Here is an 18,121-nt window from a genome sequence, read left to right as displayed (position 1 = left end):
TGGCCCAGTCGGCCCGAGCCCGCTCGGCAAAAGCCCCCAACGAGCCCGACCATGCACATCCTGCTCATCGAAGACGACACGAAAACCGGCGAGTACCTGAAAAAGGGCCTCGGCGAATCCGGCTATAACGTCGATTGGACCCAGCATGGCGCCGATGGGTTGCACCTGGCCCTGGAAACCCGCTACGACCTGATCGTGCTGGACGTGATGCTGCCCGGCATCGACGGCTTCCAGATCATCGAAGTGCTGCGTGCGCGGCAGGACGTGCCGGTGCTGTTCCTCACCGCCCGCGACCAGTTGCACGACCGCATTCGCGGCCTGGAACTGGGCGCCGACGATTACCTTGTCAAGCCGTTCTCCTTTACCGAACTGCTGCTGCGCATTCGCACCATCCTGCGCCGCGGCGCCGTGCGCGAGGCCGATCACTTTCACCTGGCGGACCTGGAGCTCGACCTGCTGCGCCGCCGCGTCACCCGCCAGCAACAGGTGATTACCCTGACCAACAAGGAGTTCGCCCTGCTGCACCTGCTGCTGCGCCGCGAAGGCGACGTGCTGTCGCGGGCGCAGATCGCCTCCGAGGTGTGGGACATGAACTTCGACAGCGACACCAATGTGGTCGACGTCGCGGTCAAGCGCCTGCGCAACAAGGTCGACCTGCCCTACCCGGTCAAGCTCATCCACACTGTGCGCGGCATCGGCTACGTCTGCGAGGTTCGCCCATGCGCGCTCGACGCTCCCCTTCCCTGACCCTGCGCTCGACCCTGGCGTTCGCCCTGGTGGCGATGCTCACCGTTGCCGGTGCCGGGGTCTATCTGTATGGCTCGATGAAAGCCTCGATGCTGCTGCGCAGCGACCACGCCGTGCTGGCCCGGCTCGACCACTTTCGCAAGCTTCTGCATTACGACCTGACCCTGGAAAAGCTGCAGGGCAGCCCGCAACTGTTCGAGAACATGCTCGACAGCGAGGACGACATCTTCATCATCGAGCAGCCCGGGCAACCCCCGGTGATCAGCGTCAACCCGCTGCAGGCGAGCCTGCCGGACCTGCCGCTGGTGGCCTTGGACGCGCCCCTGAGCGTGGCTGACCTGCGCACCGGAACCTCCCCTGCCGGGGCGCCGCTGCGCGCTGCCAGCGTGCAGACCACCTCCGCCGGGCACCCGGTGAAGCTCACGGCCGCGCACATCATGGTCAAGGAACTGGCCATGCTCGGCGAGTTCCGCCAGCGCATCTACCTGGCCATGGCGCTGGCCTTCGCCCTCACCGCCCTGCTCGGCTTCATTCTCCTGCGCCGCGGCCTGCGGCCGTTGCGGCAGATGGCCGCGCACGCGTCCGACATCACCCCGGCGCGCCTGCACAGCCGCTTGAGCAGCACCGACACCCCGGTCGAGCTGCAACAGGTCAGCGCCGCCTACAATGCCATGCTCGACCGCCTGGCTGATGGCTATCAGCGCCTGACACAGTTCTCCGCCGACCTGGCCCACGAGATCCGCACGCCGGTCGGCTCGCTGATGGGCCACTGCCAGGTTGCCCTGCGCCAGGCACGCAGCGTCGACGAATACCAGGCACTGCTGGCTTCCAACCTGGAAGAGCTCGAACGCATCTCGCGCATGGTCGAGAGCATTCTGTTCCTGGCCCGTGCCGACGAGCCGCAAGCCGTGCTCGAGCGCCAGCCGCTGGATGGCCACGCCGAGCTGCTGCGGGTGGCCGAGTACTTCGAGGGGCTGGCCGAAGAGCGCCAGATCAGCCTGCGCATCGGCGGCCAGGCGACCCTCAGCGCCGACCCGTTGCTGCTGCGCCGGGCCCTGGGCAACCTGGTGGCCAACGCCATTCGCTACGCCGATCCGGCCAGCGAGGTGCTTGTCGAAGTCGCCGCCAATGCCCAGGGTTGCCGCATCCAGGTGCTCAACCAGGGCCCTGCGCTGCCAGCCGCTGCGCTGGGCCGGCTGTTCGACCGCTTCTACCGCGGCGATGCCTCGCGCCACCAGCATTCGGACTCCAATGGCCTGGGCCTGGCCATTGTCGCAGCGATCATGCACCTGCACGGCGGCAGCGTCAGCGTCGAACAGCCGCAGCCGGGGCTGATCGCCTTTGCCCTGGACTTTCCACAACCGGCCTCTGCCGGGTAGGGCCGGGTAGGGCCGGGTATAGGATCCACGACCGGCGGTATCCAGCTTCGGCCCTTGGCGCCGATAGCTGGCTATCAATACTCTTGAGTCAGACGCCATGTCGCTGCGAAACCTGGGCATCGCTCCGCGAGCCACCCTCAGCTTTACCCTGATTGCCCTGTTCGTGCTGTTCCTCGGGCTGATGAGCCTGAACAAGATGGCCAGCCTCAATGACAACACCGTGGACATGAGCGAGAACTGGCTCAAGTCCACGCGCCTGCTCGGCCAACTGACCGATACGACCTCGCGCTTTCGCACGCTGTCCTACTTCATGCAGGTCAACCGTAGCCAAGCCGACATCGACAAGGCCGAAGCGCGGCTGCAGACCCTCTCCGACCAGGCCAATGCCACGGTCGCCGCCTATGCGCCGCTGGTCAGCAGCTCCGAGGAAGGCACCGCGTTCACCCAGTTCAAGCAGGCCCTGGCCAACTACCTCGGCGCCCAGGCCAGGCTGCGCCAGGCCTCCCTCGGCCATCGCGACGCCGACATCCCCGGGTTGATCAATGGCGAGCTCAAGCAGTTCTCCGACCAGATGTCGCCGCTGCTCGAGCAACTGCTCGACATCAACCGCAAGGGCGCTGACGCCGCCGTCGCCAGCTCCGCCGCCAACTACAGCCAGGCGCGCCTGATCATCATCGGCGTGCTGGTGCTGGTGGCGCTGCTCACGGCGATCCTCGCCATGGTCCTGACCCGCAGCATCGTTCGCCCGCTGGGCCAGGCGGTCCAGGCGGCCGAAGAGGTGGCCAACGGCGACCTCACCAAGACGGTGCTGGTCCAGGGTCGCGACGAGGTGACGCGCCTGCAGCAGGCCATGAGCACCATGCAGGGCAACCTGCGCGACACCCTGCAGCAGATCTCCGGCTCGGCCACCCAATTGGCGTCCGCCGCCGAGGAGCTCAACGTGGTGACCGAGGAAGGCTCACGTGCGCTGAGCCAGCAGAACGACGAAATCGAACAGGCCGCCACTGCGGTCAACGAGATGACCGCCGCCGTGGAAGAGGTGGCCAGCAACGCGGTGAACACCTCCAGCGCTTCGCAGCAGTCCAGCGAGGCAGCCATGGCCGGGCGTGAGCGCGTGCGCGAAACCGTCGCGGCCATCCAGCAGATGAACAGCGACGTGCAGGTCACCTCCGAGCAGATGCGCAGCCTGGCCGAGCAGAGCCGTGACATCGGCAAGGTGCTCGACGTGATTCGCGCCATCGCCGAACAGACCAACCTGTTGGCGCTCAACGCCGCCATCGAGGCTGCCCGCGCCGGTGAAGCCGGCCGTGGTTTCGCCGTGGTCGCCGACGAAGTCCGCGCGCTGGCCCACCGCACCCAGCAGTCGACCCAGGAGATCGAGAGCATGGTGCACGGCATCCAGCAAGGCAGCGGCCGCGCCGTGGAGTCGATGCAGAACAGCAGCGACCGCGCCCAGGGCACCCTGGATGTGGCCCGCAGTGCCGGCGACGCGCTGGAGGAAATCACCCGCAGCATCGGCGAGATTTCCGAGCGCAACCTGGTGATCGCCAGCGCCGCCGAAGAACAGGCGCAGGTCGCCCGCGAGGTCGACCGCAACCTGGTGAACATCCGCGACCTGTCGGTGCAATCCTCGGCCGGCGCCCACCAGACCAGCGCCGCCAGCAACGAGCTGACGCGGTTGGCGGTGGAGTTGAATTCGATGGTGGGCCGATTCAAGGTCTGATGACCGGCGGTAGGGCGAGTTTGGTCGCCCGGCGATAGGTCCAATATGGCCACCACCGGCCGCGCGTGCGGCCATGATTGAATCTCAGGACAGACGTGGGAGGGGCAAAGCCCCGAGAGGCCGCCAGGCCGGTGTGATCTTCCTGGCGCCTGGCGATAGGTCCAATATGGCCACCACCGGCCGCCCGCGCGGCCTATCGCGGGCTTCGCACGCTCCCACGTTTGTTTCGATTTTTATGCATTCAATGGCATCGCCTATGAGCGCTTTGGATCTTCGACGATAGACCGCCAGGCACCCAGGCGGTCATAGGTGATGCATCTGCATGCATACGCCCGAAACAAATGTGGGAGCGCGCGAAGCCCGCGATAGGCCGGTGGTGGTCGTGATCGAAATCCAGGTCAGGCCCTGGATCTGATCGAAGATCAAACCGGCCTGCGGCCTCTCGGGGGCTTTGCCCCCTCCCACGTCGAAGGCGCAACACCCCACGACGTGGGAGGGGGCAAAGCCCCCGAGAGGCCGCCAGGCCGGTTTGATCTTCCGAGCGCCTGGCGAAATGTCCAATATGGCCACCACCGGCCGCCCGTGCGGCCTATCGCGGGCTTCGCGCGCTCCCACGTTTGTTTCGATTTTTATGCATTCAATGGCATCGCCTATGAGCGCTTTGGATCTTCGACGATAGACCGCCAGGCACCCAGGCGGTCATAGGTGATGCATCTGGATGCATACGCCCGAAACAAATGTGGGAGCGCGCGAAGCCCGCGATAGGCCGGTGGTGGTCGTGATCGAAATCCAGGTCAGGCCCTGGATCTGATCGAAGATCAAACCGGCCTGCGGCCTCTCGGGGGCTTTGCCTCCTCCCACGTCGAAGGCGCAACACCCCACGACGTGGGAGGGGCATGGCCCCGAGAGGCCGCCAGGCCGGTTTGATCTTCCGAGCGCCTGGCGAAATGTCCAATATGGCCACCACCGGCCGCCCGTGCGGCCTATCGCGGGCTTCGCACGCTCCCACGTTTGTTTCGATTTTTATGCATTCAATGGCATCGCCTATGAGCGCTTTGGATCTTCGACGATAGACCGCCAGACACCAAGGCGGTCATAGGTGATGCATCTGCATGCATACGCCCGAAACAAATGTGGGAGCGCGCGAAGCCCGCGATAGGCCGGTGGTGGTCGTGATCGAAATCCAGGTCAGGCCCTGGATCTGATCGAAGATCAAACCGGCCTGCGGCCTCTCGGGGGCTTTGCCCCCTCCCACGTCGAAGGCGCAACCCCCCACGACGTGGGAGGGGCATGGCCCCGAGAGGCCGCCAGGCCGGTGTGATCTTCCGAGCGCCTGGCGAAATGTCCAATATGGCCACCACCGGCCGCCCGTGCGGCCTATCGCGGGCTTCGCGCGCTCCCACGCTTGTTTCGATTTTTATGCATTCAATGGCATCGCCTATGAGCGCTTTGGATCTTCGACGATAGACCGCCAGACACCAAGGCGGTCATAGGTGATGCATCTGCATGCATACGCCCGAAACAAATGTGGGAGCGCGCGAAGCCCGCGATAGGCCGGTGGTGGTCGTGATCGAAATCCAGGTCAGGCCCTGGATCTGATCGAAGATCAAACCGGCCTGCGGCCTCTCGGGGGCTTTGCCCCCTCCCACGTCGAAGGCGCAACACCCCACGACCTGGGAGGGGCATGGCCCCGAGAGGCCGCCAGGCCGGTTTGATCTTCCTGGCGCCTGGCGAAATGTCCAATATGGCCACCACCGGCCGCCCGCGCGGCCTATCGCGGGCTTCGCGCGCTCCTGCATTTGTTTCGATTTATGTACATCCAGTGGTATCGCCTATGATCGCCTTTGATGCTCGGGACGGTCATAGGCGATGGCCGCTGCAAGCATGCGCCCGAACCAAACGCAGGAGCGCGCGAAGCCCGCGATAGGCCGCTAAACCTGCTTCAACGGAAACTGCGAAGCACAGCTCCAGGCGACGAAGTCGTATTCCACCATGGGCCTGGAGAAGAAGTAGCCCTGGGCCTCGTCGCAGCCGAACGATTTGAGCAGCTGCAGGCACTTAAAGGTCTCCATGCCTTCGGCCACGGTGCGGTAGCCCAGCTTGGTCGACAGGTCGATGATCGAGCTCACTATCAGCTGGCAGCGGGTGTCGGTTTCCAGCGCCGTGACCAGTGATTTGTCGAGCTTGAGGATGTTGGCCGGGATTTCGTGCAGGTAGGAGAAGTTGCTGTAGCCGGTGCCGAAATCGTCGATGGCCACGTCCATGCCCAGCGCGCGGATCTCGCCCAGTTCGGCCAGTACCTGGGGGTTGGAGCGCAGCCACTCGCCTTCGGTGATTTCCACCTCGATGCGCGTCGGCGCGATGCTGTAACGGCTGCAGGCGCGCTTGAGCACGCCGGCGATGTCATGGCCTTCGAAGTCTTGCGGCGACAGGTTCAGCGACAGCTTGCTGGCGCAGGCCGCCGGCCAGGCCGCCAGCTTGCCGATGGCGGTATCGATGACCCAGCGGGTCACCTCGTGCACCAGCGAATTCTTTTCCAGCACCGGGATGAACTCCACCGGCGAGATCGGCCCCAGCTTGGGGTGCTCCCAGCGCAGCAGGGCCTCGGCACTCACCTGGCTGCCGTCGGGAATGGCGAAGCGTGGCTGGAACATCAGGTACAGCTGCTCGGTGGCCATGGCCTCGCCGATGTCCGATGCCAGGCTGAAGGCCCGTCGGTGCACGGCGTCCTGCACCGGGTCGTACAGCGCCCAGGACTGGCGGGCGCTGAGCGACAGTTCGGCGGCGTACATGGCCTTGCGCACGATGTCCTTGAGCACCTGCGGGTTGACCATGAAGTCGACGCTGCCGGCGCGCACCATCGGCCGGATCGGCAAGCCGTCGACCATGGTCGGCTCACGCAGCGAGGTCACCAGGGTCTCGATGAACAGGGCGAAGTCCTGCACCTGAGGCGGGGCAATGAAGGCAAAGCGCTTGACCCCGATGTGGTACACCGAGGCGACCTGGCCCAGCTGCTGGTCCAGGCGCCGGGCGATGCAGCGAATGATGTCTTCGAACGGGCGGATGCCCATGGCCAGGGTCAGCTCATGGGCCCAGTTCATGTCCAGGGCGTCGACCACCACCAGCGAGCGGCGCTCGCCGAGGGCGTCGCGGGCCAGATCCTGCAGGTCGCTGGCGAACTGCTCGCGGTTGGGCAGCCCGCTGACCTGGTCATGGCGCAGCGAAGCATGGCGCTGCTCGATCTGCTGCATGACCATGGCGCCCAGGTCCACCAGCAGGTCACGCTCGGCATCGTCGAGCTGATGCGCCTGCTTGTCGATCAGGCACAGCGAGCCAATGGCCACGCCGGCGCGGGTGCGCAGCGGCGTGCCGGCGTAAAAGCGGATACCGCCGGGGGTGGTCACCAGCGGGTTGTCGCAGAAGCGCGGGTCCTGGCTGGCGTCGGCAATCTCCATGAGCCGCTCGCCCTGCGCGGTATAGGCGCAGAACGACTGCTCCAGCGGGGTTTCGCAGAGGTCGAAACCGACCCGGCCGAGAAACCACTGGCGGTCACGGTCCAGCAGCGAGATGAGCACGGTCGGCACCTTGAAATAGGCGGCGGCCAGGCGGCAGATTCGATCGAAGCATTCATTGCCTGCGGTATCGAGCAATTGGAGCGCATGGAGCGCGGCGAGCCTTTGTTCCTGGGCGCGCGTCGCCGGTGACATAAACACTCGTGAATCTCCAATCAGCATAATGCCAGAATGATATCAATCTAATGGCAACATAGTCATATTCCCCGGCCAAAGCTAGCCCCTGCAGCAGCAAATTGGACGACCGGGCGCGGTTTCCTTGCGCACTTCACGAGGCACACATAGGCTCAGGTCATCAGCCTACGTAAATTAATCTTCAGAAAGTCATCTGGGTTTACTTGGCACAATGGAGGCCTCTACTGGACAAATCCCCGGGTAAAACGAAGATGACTCGCGTATTGACCATCGAAGACGATGCCGTGACAGCCAAGGAAATCGTCGCCGAACTCAGCAGCCACGGGCTGCAAGTCGATTGGGTTGACAACGGCCGTGAAGGCCTGGTCAAGGCCGTCAGCGGCGCCTACGACGTAATCACCCTGGACCGCATGCTGCCCGAGCTGGACGGCCTGGCCATCGTGACCACCTTGCGTACTATCGGCGTGTCCACGCCAATCTTGATGATCAGTGCGTTATCCGATGTCGACGAACGGGTGCGCGGCCTGCGCGCCGGTGGCGATGACTACCTGACCAAGCCGTTCGCCTCCGACGAGATGGCCGCCCGCGTTGAAGTGCTGCTGCGGCGCAAGAGCACCGTGACCGCCGCCGACACCTCGCTGAAGGTTGCCGACCTGGAGCTGGACCTGATCAGCCGCGAGGCACGCCGCGCCGACCAGTCCCTGAACCTGCTGCCCACCGAATACAAGCTGCTGGAATTCCTCATGCGCAATGCCGGGCAGATCCTCACCCGCATGATGATTTTCGAGGAAGTCTGGGGCTACCACTTCGACCCCGGCACCAACCTGATCGACGTGCACATCGGGCGCCTGCGCAAGAAGATCGATCCACCTGGCGTGGCCCCGCTGATCAAGACCGTACGAGGCTCGGGTTATGTCATCGCCGAACCCCTCTAAGGGCTGGCGCTCCTCCAGCAGTCGACTGCTGGCGCTTTACAGCTTTCTGTTTGTGGCCTGGAGCAGCATTCTCATGGGAGTGCTGTATTACGAGGTGTCCGATTACCTGGCCAGCCTGGCCAAGCATTCGCTGATGCAGCGTCAACACTTGTTCATGCGCTTTCGCGGAGAGGCTCTGGACGAGGCGCTGGCCGCCAGCGAAACCTTCGACGAACGCGCCTTCGACGCCTATGGCCTGTTCGACAACGAGCTCAAGCCGCTGGGCGGCCAGCTGCGCTCGGTGCCCAGGGGGCTGCCGCTGGACAACCGCATCCACGAGTTGGACGACTGCATCGATTCGGACGACCCGAAAGTGCCGCAAAGCAGTTGCGATGCCACCGCCACCCGCACCCACGATGGGCGCTGGCTGGTGCTGGTGCGCGACAACGGTTCGCTGTTCGCGGTTACCCGCATCATTCTCCATGCATTGCTCTGGGGCGCCTCGCTGACCATCCTGCCCGGCGCGGCCGGCTGGCACCTGCTGCGGCGCCGGCCGATCCGGCGCATTCGGGCTATCCAGGCCAGTGCCGACGCGATCGTCGCCGGCGACCTGACGCGGCGCCTGCCGCTGTCCGATCGGCGCGACGAGCTGGACATGCTGGCGGCGATCGTCAATGCCATGCTCGACCGCATCGAACGCCTGATGATGGAGGTCAAGAGTGTCAGCGACAACATCGCCCACGACCTGCGCACGCCGCTGACACGCCTGCGCGCCCAGCTTTATCGCATCCAGCAGCAGGCGCCGGAAGACTCTCAGCAGGCCCTGCAACTGGACGAAGTGATCGCTGAAACCGACACCTTGATGGCGCGCTTTCGCGGCCTGCTGCGCATCTCCGAGCTGGAGGACCACCAGCGCCGCTCCGGCTTCGTCAAGCTGGCGCCGCGGCCGCTGCTGCACGAGCTGTATGACTTCTACCTGCCGCTGGCCGAGGAAAGCGAAGTGCACCTGCATTTGCACGTGCAGGATGACCTGCCAGTGCTCAATGGCGACCACGCCCTGCTGTTCGAGGCGCTGGGCAACCTACTGAGCAATTCGATCAAGTTCACCCCGCCGGGCGGCATCGTGGTGCTGCGCGCAACACGGGTCAACGACGCCACGGTGATCGAGGTCAGCGACAGCGGGCCGGGCATTCCCGAAGCCGAGCGCGAGGCGATCTTCCAGCGCTTCTACCGCACCGACGACGGCAGCAAGTACTCGGGCTTCGGCCTGGGCCTGTCGATCGTCGCGGCGATCGTCGCGCTGCACGGCTTCACTCTGGACGTAGGCGGCAGCGATCAGGGCGGCGCACGCCTGACCCTTCATTGCCGTCAAAGCAAGGCGTTGGTGTAATCATGAGTCTGCTCTATCTCAGCGAAGAAGCTGACCCGACCCTGCTGCGCGCCTTCGCCGACGGCGGCTGGCTGGTTCAGGCGGCAAATACGGCGGAAGCCGACTGGGCCCTGCAGGGCGGCGAGTATCGCTTCATCCTGCTCGACCTCAAGGCGCCGCAGCCCGAGCTGCTGCAGCGCTGCCTGGCCGGCGCGGGCCCGGCGGTGGTGCTGGTGCTGCTGGCCGAAGGCGACCGCCAGGCGCGCATCGACACCCTGCGCGGCGGCGCCGAACTGTGCCTGTCGCGGCCGATTGCCTTCGTCGAACTGCAGGCGCGTTTGCAGGCCCTGTCCCGAGAGTTTTCCAGCACGGTGAACCTGGGCGACAGCCTGCTCTGGCTGTCGCCGACGCGGCTGCTGGTGGGCCGCGGCAGTCGCCACCAGGCGGTGACGGTGAGCGAGCAGCGCCTGCTGGCGATTCTTGCGCGCAACCCGGGCGCGGTCAGCCGCGACCTGATCGAACAGCACCTGTGGGGCGACGCCCAGGAATCACGCAGTGCGCTGATCGAACGGCACGTGTGCAATCTGCGGCGCAAACTGGCGGTGCTCGATGCGCCGAACGCGCTGCAGACCTTGCGCGGCTATGGCTACAGCCTGCGCGAGACTGTGCATCTGCGCATGGATTGAGGTCGCCGTAAAACTCGGGGGCCAAGCCCCCGAGCCAAACGGGTTCACGCCTGATAATGCGCCTTCAAGGCCTCCAGGCCGCCTTCGTAGACCCCCTTGAACAAGGCCTCGGCCTCGGCGTCGCTGATCCCGACCGGCTTGAAGCGGCCGCCCCAGGTGACCTTGCAGCTTTTGTCACCGGTGGCCTCGACCTTGAGGGTGGCCAGGTAGTCGCTGACCGGAAACGGCCCTTCGACGATGGTGTAGCTGTAGGTGCGCGCCTCGGCGTCGTAGCTGTGCAGGCGTTCGACCACCACGGCGCCGTCGGCGGTGCGCAGGTGGCGCACATGGCCGCCCTCCTCCGGGCGTGACTCGACAATCAGCGGCAGCCAGTCGGGCAGGCTCTGAAAGCCGCCGACCAGTTTCCATACATCCTCTGCCGACACCGGCAGGTCCAGGCTTGCGCTTGCTTCAGGCATGAGTATCTCCAGGGTCTTGGTCGCTGCCGAGTACCGCGCGCACCATCGACCAGAGGGTCTGTGGTGAGTAGGGCTTGCTCAGCAGGTGGGTGTCAGGGGTGAGCTGATGGTTGTCGGAAATGATGTCGCGAGTGTGGCCCGAGGTGAACAGGACCGCAACCGGAGGCTGCTGACGTTTGGCCCAGACGGCCAGGTCGGCGCTCTTGACGCGGCCGGGCATCACCACGTCGGTGAAGATCAGGTCGATCGGCTCGCCAGTCTCCAGCAGCCGCAGGGCCTCGTCGCCGTTGCCGGCGACCTGCACCTTGTAACCGGCCTGGCGCAGCAGCTCGACAGCGGTCTCGCGCACCTGGGGATCGTCTTCGACCACCAGCACCCGCGCGCCGACGGCGGCCGGAGCGGCCTCCAGGGCCGCCGGCTCGGCCGCCTCGGGCTGATGGCTGCGGGCAAAGTACAGGTGCACCGTGGTGCCCACTCCCGGGGTGCTGAGCATCTCGATATGGCCACCACTCTGCTTGACGAAACCGAACACCATGCTCAAGCCCAGGCCGGTGCCGTGGCCGTCGGGCTTGGTGGTGTAGAAGGGTTCGAAGGCATGCTCCAGCACCTCGCTGCTCATGCCGCAGCCCTCGTCGCTGACCGTCAGGCACACATATTCGCCTGGGCCTATGTCCTTGCCCTGGCAGAATTCCTCGTCCAGCCGCAGGTTGCGCCCGGTCAACTGGATGATGCCCTCGCCTTGCATGGCGTCACGGGCATTGATCGCCAGGTTGAGCACGGCGTTTTCCAGCTGGTTGCGGTCGACGTAAATGGCCCAGGCCTCGGCCGGCAGGCTCAGTTGCAGGTGGATGGTCTCGCCCAGCGCGCGCTGCAGCAGTTCGCCGAGGCTGTCATGCAGCCGGTGCACGTTGTATACCGCCGGCGACAGCGGCTGGCGCCGGGCGAAGGCCAGCAGTTGCGCGGACAGCTTGGCGCCGCGCTCCACCGCCGCCACGGCCGAGTGCACCCGACGCTGGATCACCTCGTCGTCCGCGCGTTGGCGGGCCAGCAGGTGCAGGTTGCCGGCGATCACCTGCAACACGTTGTTGAAGTCGTGGGCGACGCCGCCGGTCAGGCCGCCGATGGCTTCCAGCTTCTGCGACTGGCGCAGTTGTTCTTCGGCGGCCGAGCGTGCCTGCACTTCGTCGTTCACGCGCTGCTCGAGGTGGCGGGTGAGCTCGCGCAGGGACTGCTCGGCGACCTTGCGCTGGCGTTCAGAGAGCACATGCGCGGTGGTCTCGACCACGATCGACATGACCCCGGCCGGGGCCCCGTCATCGCCGGGCACCGGGCTGTAGTACAGGTCCATCCAGACATCTTCCGGCTGGCCGTTGCGAAACAGCTGCAGCTGCAGGCTGCGATAGGACAAGGTGCCGCCGGCCAGGCAGGTGTTGACGACGTTGCGGTTGAAATCGGCGACTTCCGGCCAGCCGACTTCCACCGGCTTGCCCAGCAGAAAAGGATGGCGGCCCCCGGCAAAGCCGGAGTAGGCGTCGTTGTAGAGCATGTAGCCCGGCTCGCCCCACAGCATGACCAGCGGCACCGGCGAGCCCAGCAGGAACTGCACGGCACCGCTGAGCGCCTGGCCCCACTGCTCGATTGGCCCCAGTTGGGTGGTCTCCCAGGCAAACTCACGGATGCGCCCGGCCATCTCGCCGCGCCAACCTTCACAGCCGTGACTGTCGGTCAAAAAATGCATCGGAAAACTCTTGCGGGTCTTTGAGGGAGTGTGAACGTCTGCTTGGATCGACGGCCCGGGGAAAAGATCCCGGGCCTCGGTCAGCCAGGTATCGAACCGAACAGGCCGCGCTGATAGTCATCGATCGCCTGGACGATCTCCTCGCGCGTGTTCATCACGAACGGCCCATGGGACACCACCGGCTCGCCGATCGGCGCAGCATGCCCGAACAACAGCACCGCGCCTTGGGCAGACTCCACCACCAGGCTCTCGCCGCCGTCGTTCAGCTGCAACAGATGATGCAGCTGCGCCGGCTCGCCCGCCACGCTGAGCTCGCCGCCGACCGTGTAGCAGAACACCTGGCGACCGGCCGGGGTCGGCAGTTCGAGCTTGCCGCCCGGCTTGAGGGTGACGGTCAGCATTGTGATGCCGGTCAGCGACTGGATGGCGCCTAGAGTGCCCTGGAACTCGCCACTGACCACCGCCACCTCGACCCGGCCGGCGTCCAGGCTCAGCTGCGGAATCTGCTCGCGTTGCAGGCCGATATAGGCCGGGTCGGTCATCTTCAGGCGCGCCGGCAGGTTGACCCACAGTTGCAGGATCTCCAGCGGGCCACCTTGGCGCTTGAACGCCGCCGGCGATAATTCGGCATGCACCAGGCCTGAACCGGCGGTCATCCACTGCACGCCGCCGGCCTTGATAATGCTCTCGTGGCCGCCGCTGTCCAGGTGCGCGAGCTCGCCGGCAAGGATGAAAGTCACGGTTTCGAAGCCGCGATGCGGGTGTGGGCCGAACGGCAGGCCGCGATTGCCTGGCGCGTAGGTTTGCGGGCCGTGGTGGTTGAGAAACAGGAAGGGGTCCAGCTGCTCGAGCTGCGGGCCCGGCACCGGGCGACGGGTCACCAGGTCGGCGATGTCGTCGCGGTAGGCGGGGTGCTGCTGAAGAATTCGAGCCACGATGCTGTCCCTTGAATGAGCCGTCTGCCAATGCTGCCGTCATCCCGACCGGCCAAAGGGTCAGGATAATGGCAAACGGCCCCGCAGGGGACTGCTACTTGATGAAATTATCCACCAGCAGGTCCTTGACATCCGCAGCGCGGCCACCCAGCACTGCCCGCGCCGAGTACAGCGCCATGCCCGCGACCTGCGCGAACTCAACCTTTGGCGGCATCACCAGTTCCTCCGGATTGACCTTGACGTCCAGCAGGGCCGGCCCCGGGTGGGCAAGAAACGCCGCCACTGCACCTTCAAGTTCGGCGCCATCGGTCACCTGCTGACCGTACAGCCCCATGGCACTGGCCACTTCGGCAAAGTTGGGGTTGAGCAGGTCGGTGTAGTTGTCCAGCAGCCCTTCGACCTTCTGCTCGATCTGCACGAAGTTCAGCGAGGCGTTGTTGTACACCACCACCTTGATCGGCAGTTTTTCCTGCACAGCGGTCAACAGATCGCCGAGCAGCATGGCCAGGCCGCCATCACCGGACAGCGAAATCACCTGGCGCCCCGGATAGGCTTTCTGCAAGCCCAGCGCCTGGGGCATGGCGTTGGCCATGGTGCCGTGGCGCAGGCTGGTGAGTGTGCGCCGCGCGCCGTTGACATTGATGTGGCGCAACACCCAGACCATGGGAGAGCCGCCGTCGGCAGTGAACAGCGCGTCGGCGCTGGCATGCTTGTCGAGCAGATGAGTCAGGTACTGCGGATGAATCAGCTCGCCGTCGCTGTGACGCTGGTCGTGGGCCAGGGTCTTGAGGGTGTTCTGGCGGTGCTTGAGACACTCCTCGAGCCAGTCGACGGCGGTTTTCTCCTCCACCAGCGGCAGCAGTGCGCGCAGAGTCGCCAGCACATCGCCGACCACGCCAAGGTCGATCGGGTGGCGCCGGCCCAGGTGCGCGCCCTTGCGATCAACCTGGATGACCTTGGCCTTCTGCGGGTAGAACTGTTTCCAGGCAAAGTCGGCGCCGAGCAACAACAGCGTGTCGCACTCCATCATGGCGTGGTAGCCGGACTCGACCCCGAATACCCCGGTCATGCCCATGTTGTAGGGGTTGTCGTATTCGACGAAGTCCTTGGCCCGCGAGGTGTGAGCGATGGGCGCCTTGAGCAGGCGCGCCAGCTCCACCAGTTCGTCATGGGCGCCCTCGCAGCCAAAGCCGGCGTAGATCGAAACCTTCTTGCCGGCCGCCAAAAGCCTCGCCACTTCCACCAGCTCTTCGGGGCTGGGCTGCAACACCGGCCGGGGGTGGTGGGCGGCAAACGGCTGGTCGTCCTTGACCTCGGCCATGCTGATGTCCGACGGCAGGATGATGACCGCCACGCCGCCCTCATTGAGCGCGGTCTGCGCCGCCAGCGCCGTGACTCGACGAGCCTGGCCCGGGGTGTAGACCTGCTCGCAGAACACTGTGCAGGGACCGTAGATGGCCTTGAAGTCGACCTCCTGGGGAAAGTCCATGCCCAGTTCGCTGGTCACCACTTGGCTGGCGATCAGCACCATGGGCGCGCCGTTGCGCTGCGCTTCGAAGACCCCGTTGATGAAGTGCAGCCCACCTGGGCCGCAGGACCCGGCGCAGGCCGTCAGGCGCCCGCTGATGAACGACTCGGCGCCGGCAGCGAACGCCGCCACTTCTTCATGGCGCACGTGCACCCATTGGATGTCGCTACGGTGAATGGCATCGGTGACGTGGTTGAGCGTGTCGCCGACAATGCCGTAGCAATGGCGCACACCGGCGGCCTGGAGCGTTTCGATCACTATCTCGGCGACTTTCTTGCTAGCCATGGAGGCCTCCTCGGACAGGGTTGCAGCGCGTATGGGTTTTAGTCAGGAGGGAGTCGGCGGGAGTTCAGAGAGAAAGATGCAACGCTGTATCGTTATAGATGCAATAAACTGCGCCGCTGCAAGTATTGGCTGGGCCGGCATGGATGAACGAGGCGGGACTACCGGCTCCGCAAACTCGAACATCAATGGCTGGCGCTACAAGGTTTGATTCAGAGCAATGACCAGGCACGGGTGCCCGGCGCGACATTGGGGCGATAACCTGGCGTCGTGGCACCGGCGTCCTGGCCGGCTACAAAGAACTCATCCAAAGTCTTGCCACCATTGGCAGTGGTTGGCGAAGAAGCAACGGCCGGACCAGATGCTGACGGATCCTGAAACGAACAGAATGGCGCCTGGCGTTGCCCCGAGGAGTGGCTGGCGGGTGTGGGCTGGCGTTCTGCGTGGCGATCGAAACTCGACGAGTTCGCTGGGCAAGCGCTGCCGGGGCCGGAGGCGCTGGGGTCCTGGAATGATGTGAAGGGGTTCATATCTCGTTCCTGAGCGAATGAAGGGGGTCGTGAAACTTCCTGGTAACGAGTCCGGAAAGCACTAGTTCGGACGTACCCAGCATAGTCAAGTTCCACCCCCCGAACCCATACCAACGCTCACCAGGGGAAACGATTCCGCCATCTGCTTGCAGTATTATGACTTGTTGGTCATAAGTTTATGAATTTACTCAAGAAAATACGCCATTTGGATGACGCCAAATTTATTGAAATTGAAAATTAATTTTTAATCATGACGTCAATGCTACAGCGCGTAGTGGCACTTTCTCGTCATGTTATCCTGTAAAATATAGCTTTTTGATATCAAAATAGTGGCACTGTTTGGCAAAGTGCTACTTTCTGACAGCCGGCTTTTATTCCCTGAAAAATATTCTCCGGAGGGGCTTGTACTTTATTAGGGTAAATATAAAGTAGGCCCAGTTTCCACTGAATTGCGGTACTTCTGGCGGTCCTGTTCTGGGATCGTCCCGACCTCCCCTGTGGAAGTGCAGCCTGGGCTCACGCCTGTACCTGTCTGTAGCAGACACGCACCCTTGGGTCGGCGAACCCCGGTGCGCGCCTGTTCGCCAGCCCGGCCTGCAGTGTTTTAGTTGTCAACTTACCTCACAAGACTCCCCGTCGTCGCGTCGTTGCTGTTTATGCAGTGGGTTGCCTGTGCGTCACCATAACTCTTGAAGTTTCAGGCTTTCATAGGAGCGTCCCCATGCAACTTGCCGCCGATAAACCACTGTCCTGGCTCAAACGATGGCGCGAGCGGGTTGACCGGTCACATTTGGTCATCCTGCTTCGCGTCGGCGTACTGCTTTCATTGAGCGCCTCACTGCAGGCGCTTTATTATCAGATGACCATGCCCACCCTGGATAACTTGCAAGTGTTTACCGCTACCACCGAACTGGTGCGCATGGCCAACCCGCGCCTGTATACCCTGCAAGTGCGGATCGGCGATCAACTGCAAAGTCTGCACGGCGGCTGTTCGGGCTACCGGCGTGGCGAGGCGAATATTCAGGGCGGACAAACGGTGAAGGTCTGGCGGGCGGCCGGCGAGGTGTATCAGCTCCAGACCCTGGCGGGCGACACCTACCAGGCCAACGACCAGGCGCAACCCTGCTCGCTGTTCGCGACCCTGGAAGCCGCTTCGCTGCGGCCCAAGATCGACATGTGGCTGGCGTTTGGCGGCGCCTTGCTGGCCGTGTTCAGCCTGCGCGGGGTGCTCAAGTCGCCCAGGGCCTACGCCGGTTGAAGCGGGTGTCCTGCAGTCCTGTGAAGCCTTTGTGACCAACATGCCGCTGGCTGATTACCTGGCGGCAACCTCACCCGGGGCGACCAACGCCCGCAACGACCCATCGAACTGCTTGAGTGCATCGACCTGCAACAGCCGTTGACGGTCGATCTGCGCAGCAATCTGGGGTGCGGTCTTATCATGTACCCAAACGGCGGACAGGCGCTCGCTGCCGGCACCGGCGGCGCGGCCGATGTACTGCAGGTTGGCGTCATAGAACGTGGCGCTGTAGCGGGCTTCGACCTGAGTGTTGTGCGAGGTCACCAACTGGCTGTAGGCATCGAGCATCACCGTGACGTCCGGGTGCGCCTGCACCAGCGCATCGAGGTTGGGGTAGACGGTGACCGCGGCGAAGTGCTTGTGCAACGAAGCTTGCAGCCAGTCGATGGCCAGGCGCGGGTCGGAGCTGCGGGCAAAGGCTTCACGGATACGGCCGTCCAGCGCGCTGCCCTTGGCACCCTGCAGCGCCATGGCGTGGTAGCGTTCGAGGTAGGCCAGGGTGCCGGTGGTGTTCTCGCTGTAGAGCACGCCCACGGTTTGCGATGGCTTGAGCTGCAGGCTGCTGCTGCCCACCGGCAGCAGGTGGCAGCTGTCACCAGCGTCAGCCCAGGCCGAGCCCATGGACAAGCCCAGCAGTACTGCGGCGAACTTCAACAGCGTAGAGATCCTCATCGCCGATTTCCTTCAAGAAGAGGTTGGGTATGACGCCATCTTGCTCTCTTGCGTGGAAAACAGAACTTGCAATAGTTGATGGTCACTATTGATTGTAGCGATGATTGGAAAAGCGGGCGTTGACCGTGGGAGGGGGCAGAGCCCCCGAGAGGCCGC

At 64.4% G+C, this 18,121-nt stretch carries 13 protein-coding genes and 1 pseudogene; 8 read left to right on the top strand and 6 right to left on the bottom strand.

Going from position 1 to position 18,121, the window contains the following annotated elements:
• Nucleotides 1–51 precede the first annotated feature (51 nt).
• From SFA35_RS09460 to SFA35_RS26685, 4 genes and pseudogenes are all read left to right on the top strand, one after another.
• Nucleotides 52–747 carry a heavy metal response regulator transcription factor gene (locus tag SFA35_RS09460; RefSeq protein ID WP_320577581.1) on the top strand — a complete coding sequence of 232 codons (696 nt, stop codon included), beginning with the start codon at nt 52–54 and terminating at the stop codon, nt 745–747.
• Complete coding sequence (locus tag SFA35_RS09455; RefSeq protein WP_320577579.1) at nt 720–2,126, top strand: heavy metal sensor histidine kinase; 1,407 nt, start codon at nt 720–722, stop codon at nt 2,124–2,126. The genes SFA35_RS09460 and SFA35_RS09455 overlap by 28 nt, the downstream gene beginning before the upstream one ends.
• Nucleotides 2,127–2,223: 97 nt before the next feature.
• Nucleotides 2,224–2,946: pseudogene (locus SFA35_RS26690) on the top strand (MCP four helix bundle domain-containing protein); the annotation flags it as partial.
• A gap of 30 nt (nt 2,947–2,976) precedes the next feature.
• Nucleotides 2,977–3,849 carry a methyl-accepting chemotaxis protein gene (locus tag SFA35_RS26685; protein ID WP_414058534.1) on the top strand — a complete coding sequence of 291 codons (873 nt, stop codon included), beginning with the start codon at nt 2,977–2,979 and terminating at the stop codon, nt 3,847–3,849.
• Between the two features lie 1,931 nt (nt 3,850–5,780).
• Here SFA35_RS26685 and SFA35_RS09445 read toward each other — a convergent pair.
• A complete protein-coding gene (locus SFA35_RS09445) occupies nt 5,781–7,499 on the bottom strand; it encodes a putative bifunctional diguanylate cyclase/phosphodiesterase (RefSeq protein ID WP_320577576.1) in 1,719 nt (572 codons plus the stop codon).
• Between the two features lie 308 nt (nt 7,500–7,807).
• Here SFA35_RS09445 and SFA35_RS09440 point away from each other — a divergent pair, with 308 nt between their 5' ends.
• From SFA35_RS09440 to SFA35_RS09430, 3 genes are read left to right on the top strand one after another with little or no spacing between them, the layout of a single operon-like run.
• Entirely contained in the window at nt 7,808–8,491 is a 684-nt protein-coding gene (locus SFA35_RS09440; RefSeq protein ID WP_320577573.1) for a response regulator transcription factor, read from the top strand.
• Entirely contained in the window at nt 8,469–9,860 is a 1,392-nt protein-coding gene (locus SFA35_RS09435) for a HAMP domain-containing sensor histidine kinase (protein WP_320577571.1), read from the top strand. Before SFA35_RS09440 ends, SFA35_RS09435 begins: the two co-directional genes overlap by 23 nt.
• Nucleotides 9,861–9,862: 2 nt before the next feature.
• Nucleotides 9,863–10,525 (top strand): response regulator transcription factor, encoded by a 663-nt coding sequence (locus SFA35_RS09430; protein ID WP_320577569.1) that lies wholly within the window; start codon nt 9,863–9,865, stop codon nt 10,523–10,525.
• Nucleotides 10,526–10,569: 44 nt separating this feature from the next.
• On the opposite strand, the gene SFA35_RS09425 is transcribed toward SFA35_RS09430, so the two are convergent.
• The 4 genes from SFA35_RS09425 to SFA35_RS09410 all read right to left on the bottom strand — a co-directional run bounded on the left by SFA35_RS09425 (nt 10,570) and on the right by SFA35_RS09410 (nt 15,469).
• On the bottom strand, nt 10,570–10,983 hold the full coding sequence (locus tag SFA35_RS09425; RefSeq protein WP_320577568.1) for an SRPBCC family protein: 414 nt from the start codon (nt 10,981–10,983) through the stop codon (nt 10,570–10,572).
• On the bottom strand, nt 10,976–12,721 hold the full coding sequence (locus tag SFA35_RS09420) for an ATP-binding protein (RefSeq protein ID WP_320577567.1): 1,746 nt from the start codon (nt 12,719–12,721) through the stop codon (nt 10,976–10,978). Before SFA35_RS09420 ends, SFA35_RS09425 begins: the two co-directional genes overlap by 8 nt.
• Before the next feature lie 80 nt (nt 12,722–12,801).
• On the bottom strand, nt 12,802–13,656 hold the full coding sequence (locus SFA35_RS09415) for a pirin family protein (RefSeq protein WP_320577566.1): 855 nt from the start codon (nt 13,654–13,656) through the stop codon (nt 12,802–12,804).
• A 94-nt stretch (nt 13,657–13,750) separates the two neighbouring features.
• Nucleotides 13,751–15,469: a thiamine pyrophosphate-dependent enzyme gene (locus tag SFA35_RS09410; RefSeq protein ID WP_320577565.1), complete on the bottom strand. Its 1,719-nt coding sequence runs from the start codon at nt 15,467–15,469 to the stop codon at nt 13,751–13,753.
• A 1,248-nt stretch (nt 15,470–16,717) separates the two neighbouring features.
• On the opposite strand from SFA35_RS09410, the gene SFA35_RS09405 reads away from it, so the two are divergent.
• The gene (locus SFA35_RS09405; RefSeq protein ID WP_320577564.1) at nt 16,718–17,254 is read left to right on the top strand and encodes a hypothetical protein; all 537 of its coding nucleotides are present in this window, start codon (nt 16,718–16,720) and stop codon (nt 17,252–17,254) included.
• A gap of 54 nt (nt 17,255–17,308) precedes the next feature.
• Here the strand turns inward: SFA35_RS09405 and SFA35_RS09400 are convergent, their stop codons facing one another.
• Nucleotides 17,309–17,965: an ATPase gene (locus SFA35_RS09400; RefSeq protein ID WP_320577563.1), complete on the bottom strand. Its 657-nt coding sequence runs from the start codon at nt 17,963–17,965 to the stop codon at nt 17,309–17,311.
• Nucleotides 17,966–18,121 lie beyond the last annotated feature (156 nt).

The sequence above is a fragment of the Pseudomonas sp. HR96 genome (assembly GCF_034059295.1).
GTDB lineage: Bacteria > Pseudomonadota > Gammaproteobacteria > Pseudomonadales > Pseudomonadaceae > Aquipseudomonas.
Note: the sequence above shows the minus strand (reverse complement) of the source record. Positions and strands in the feature narration are given on the sequence as shown.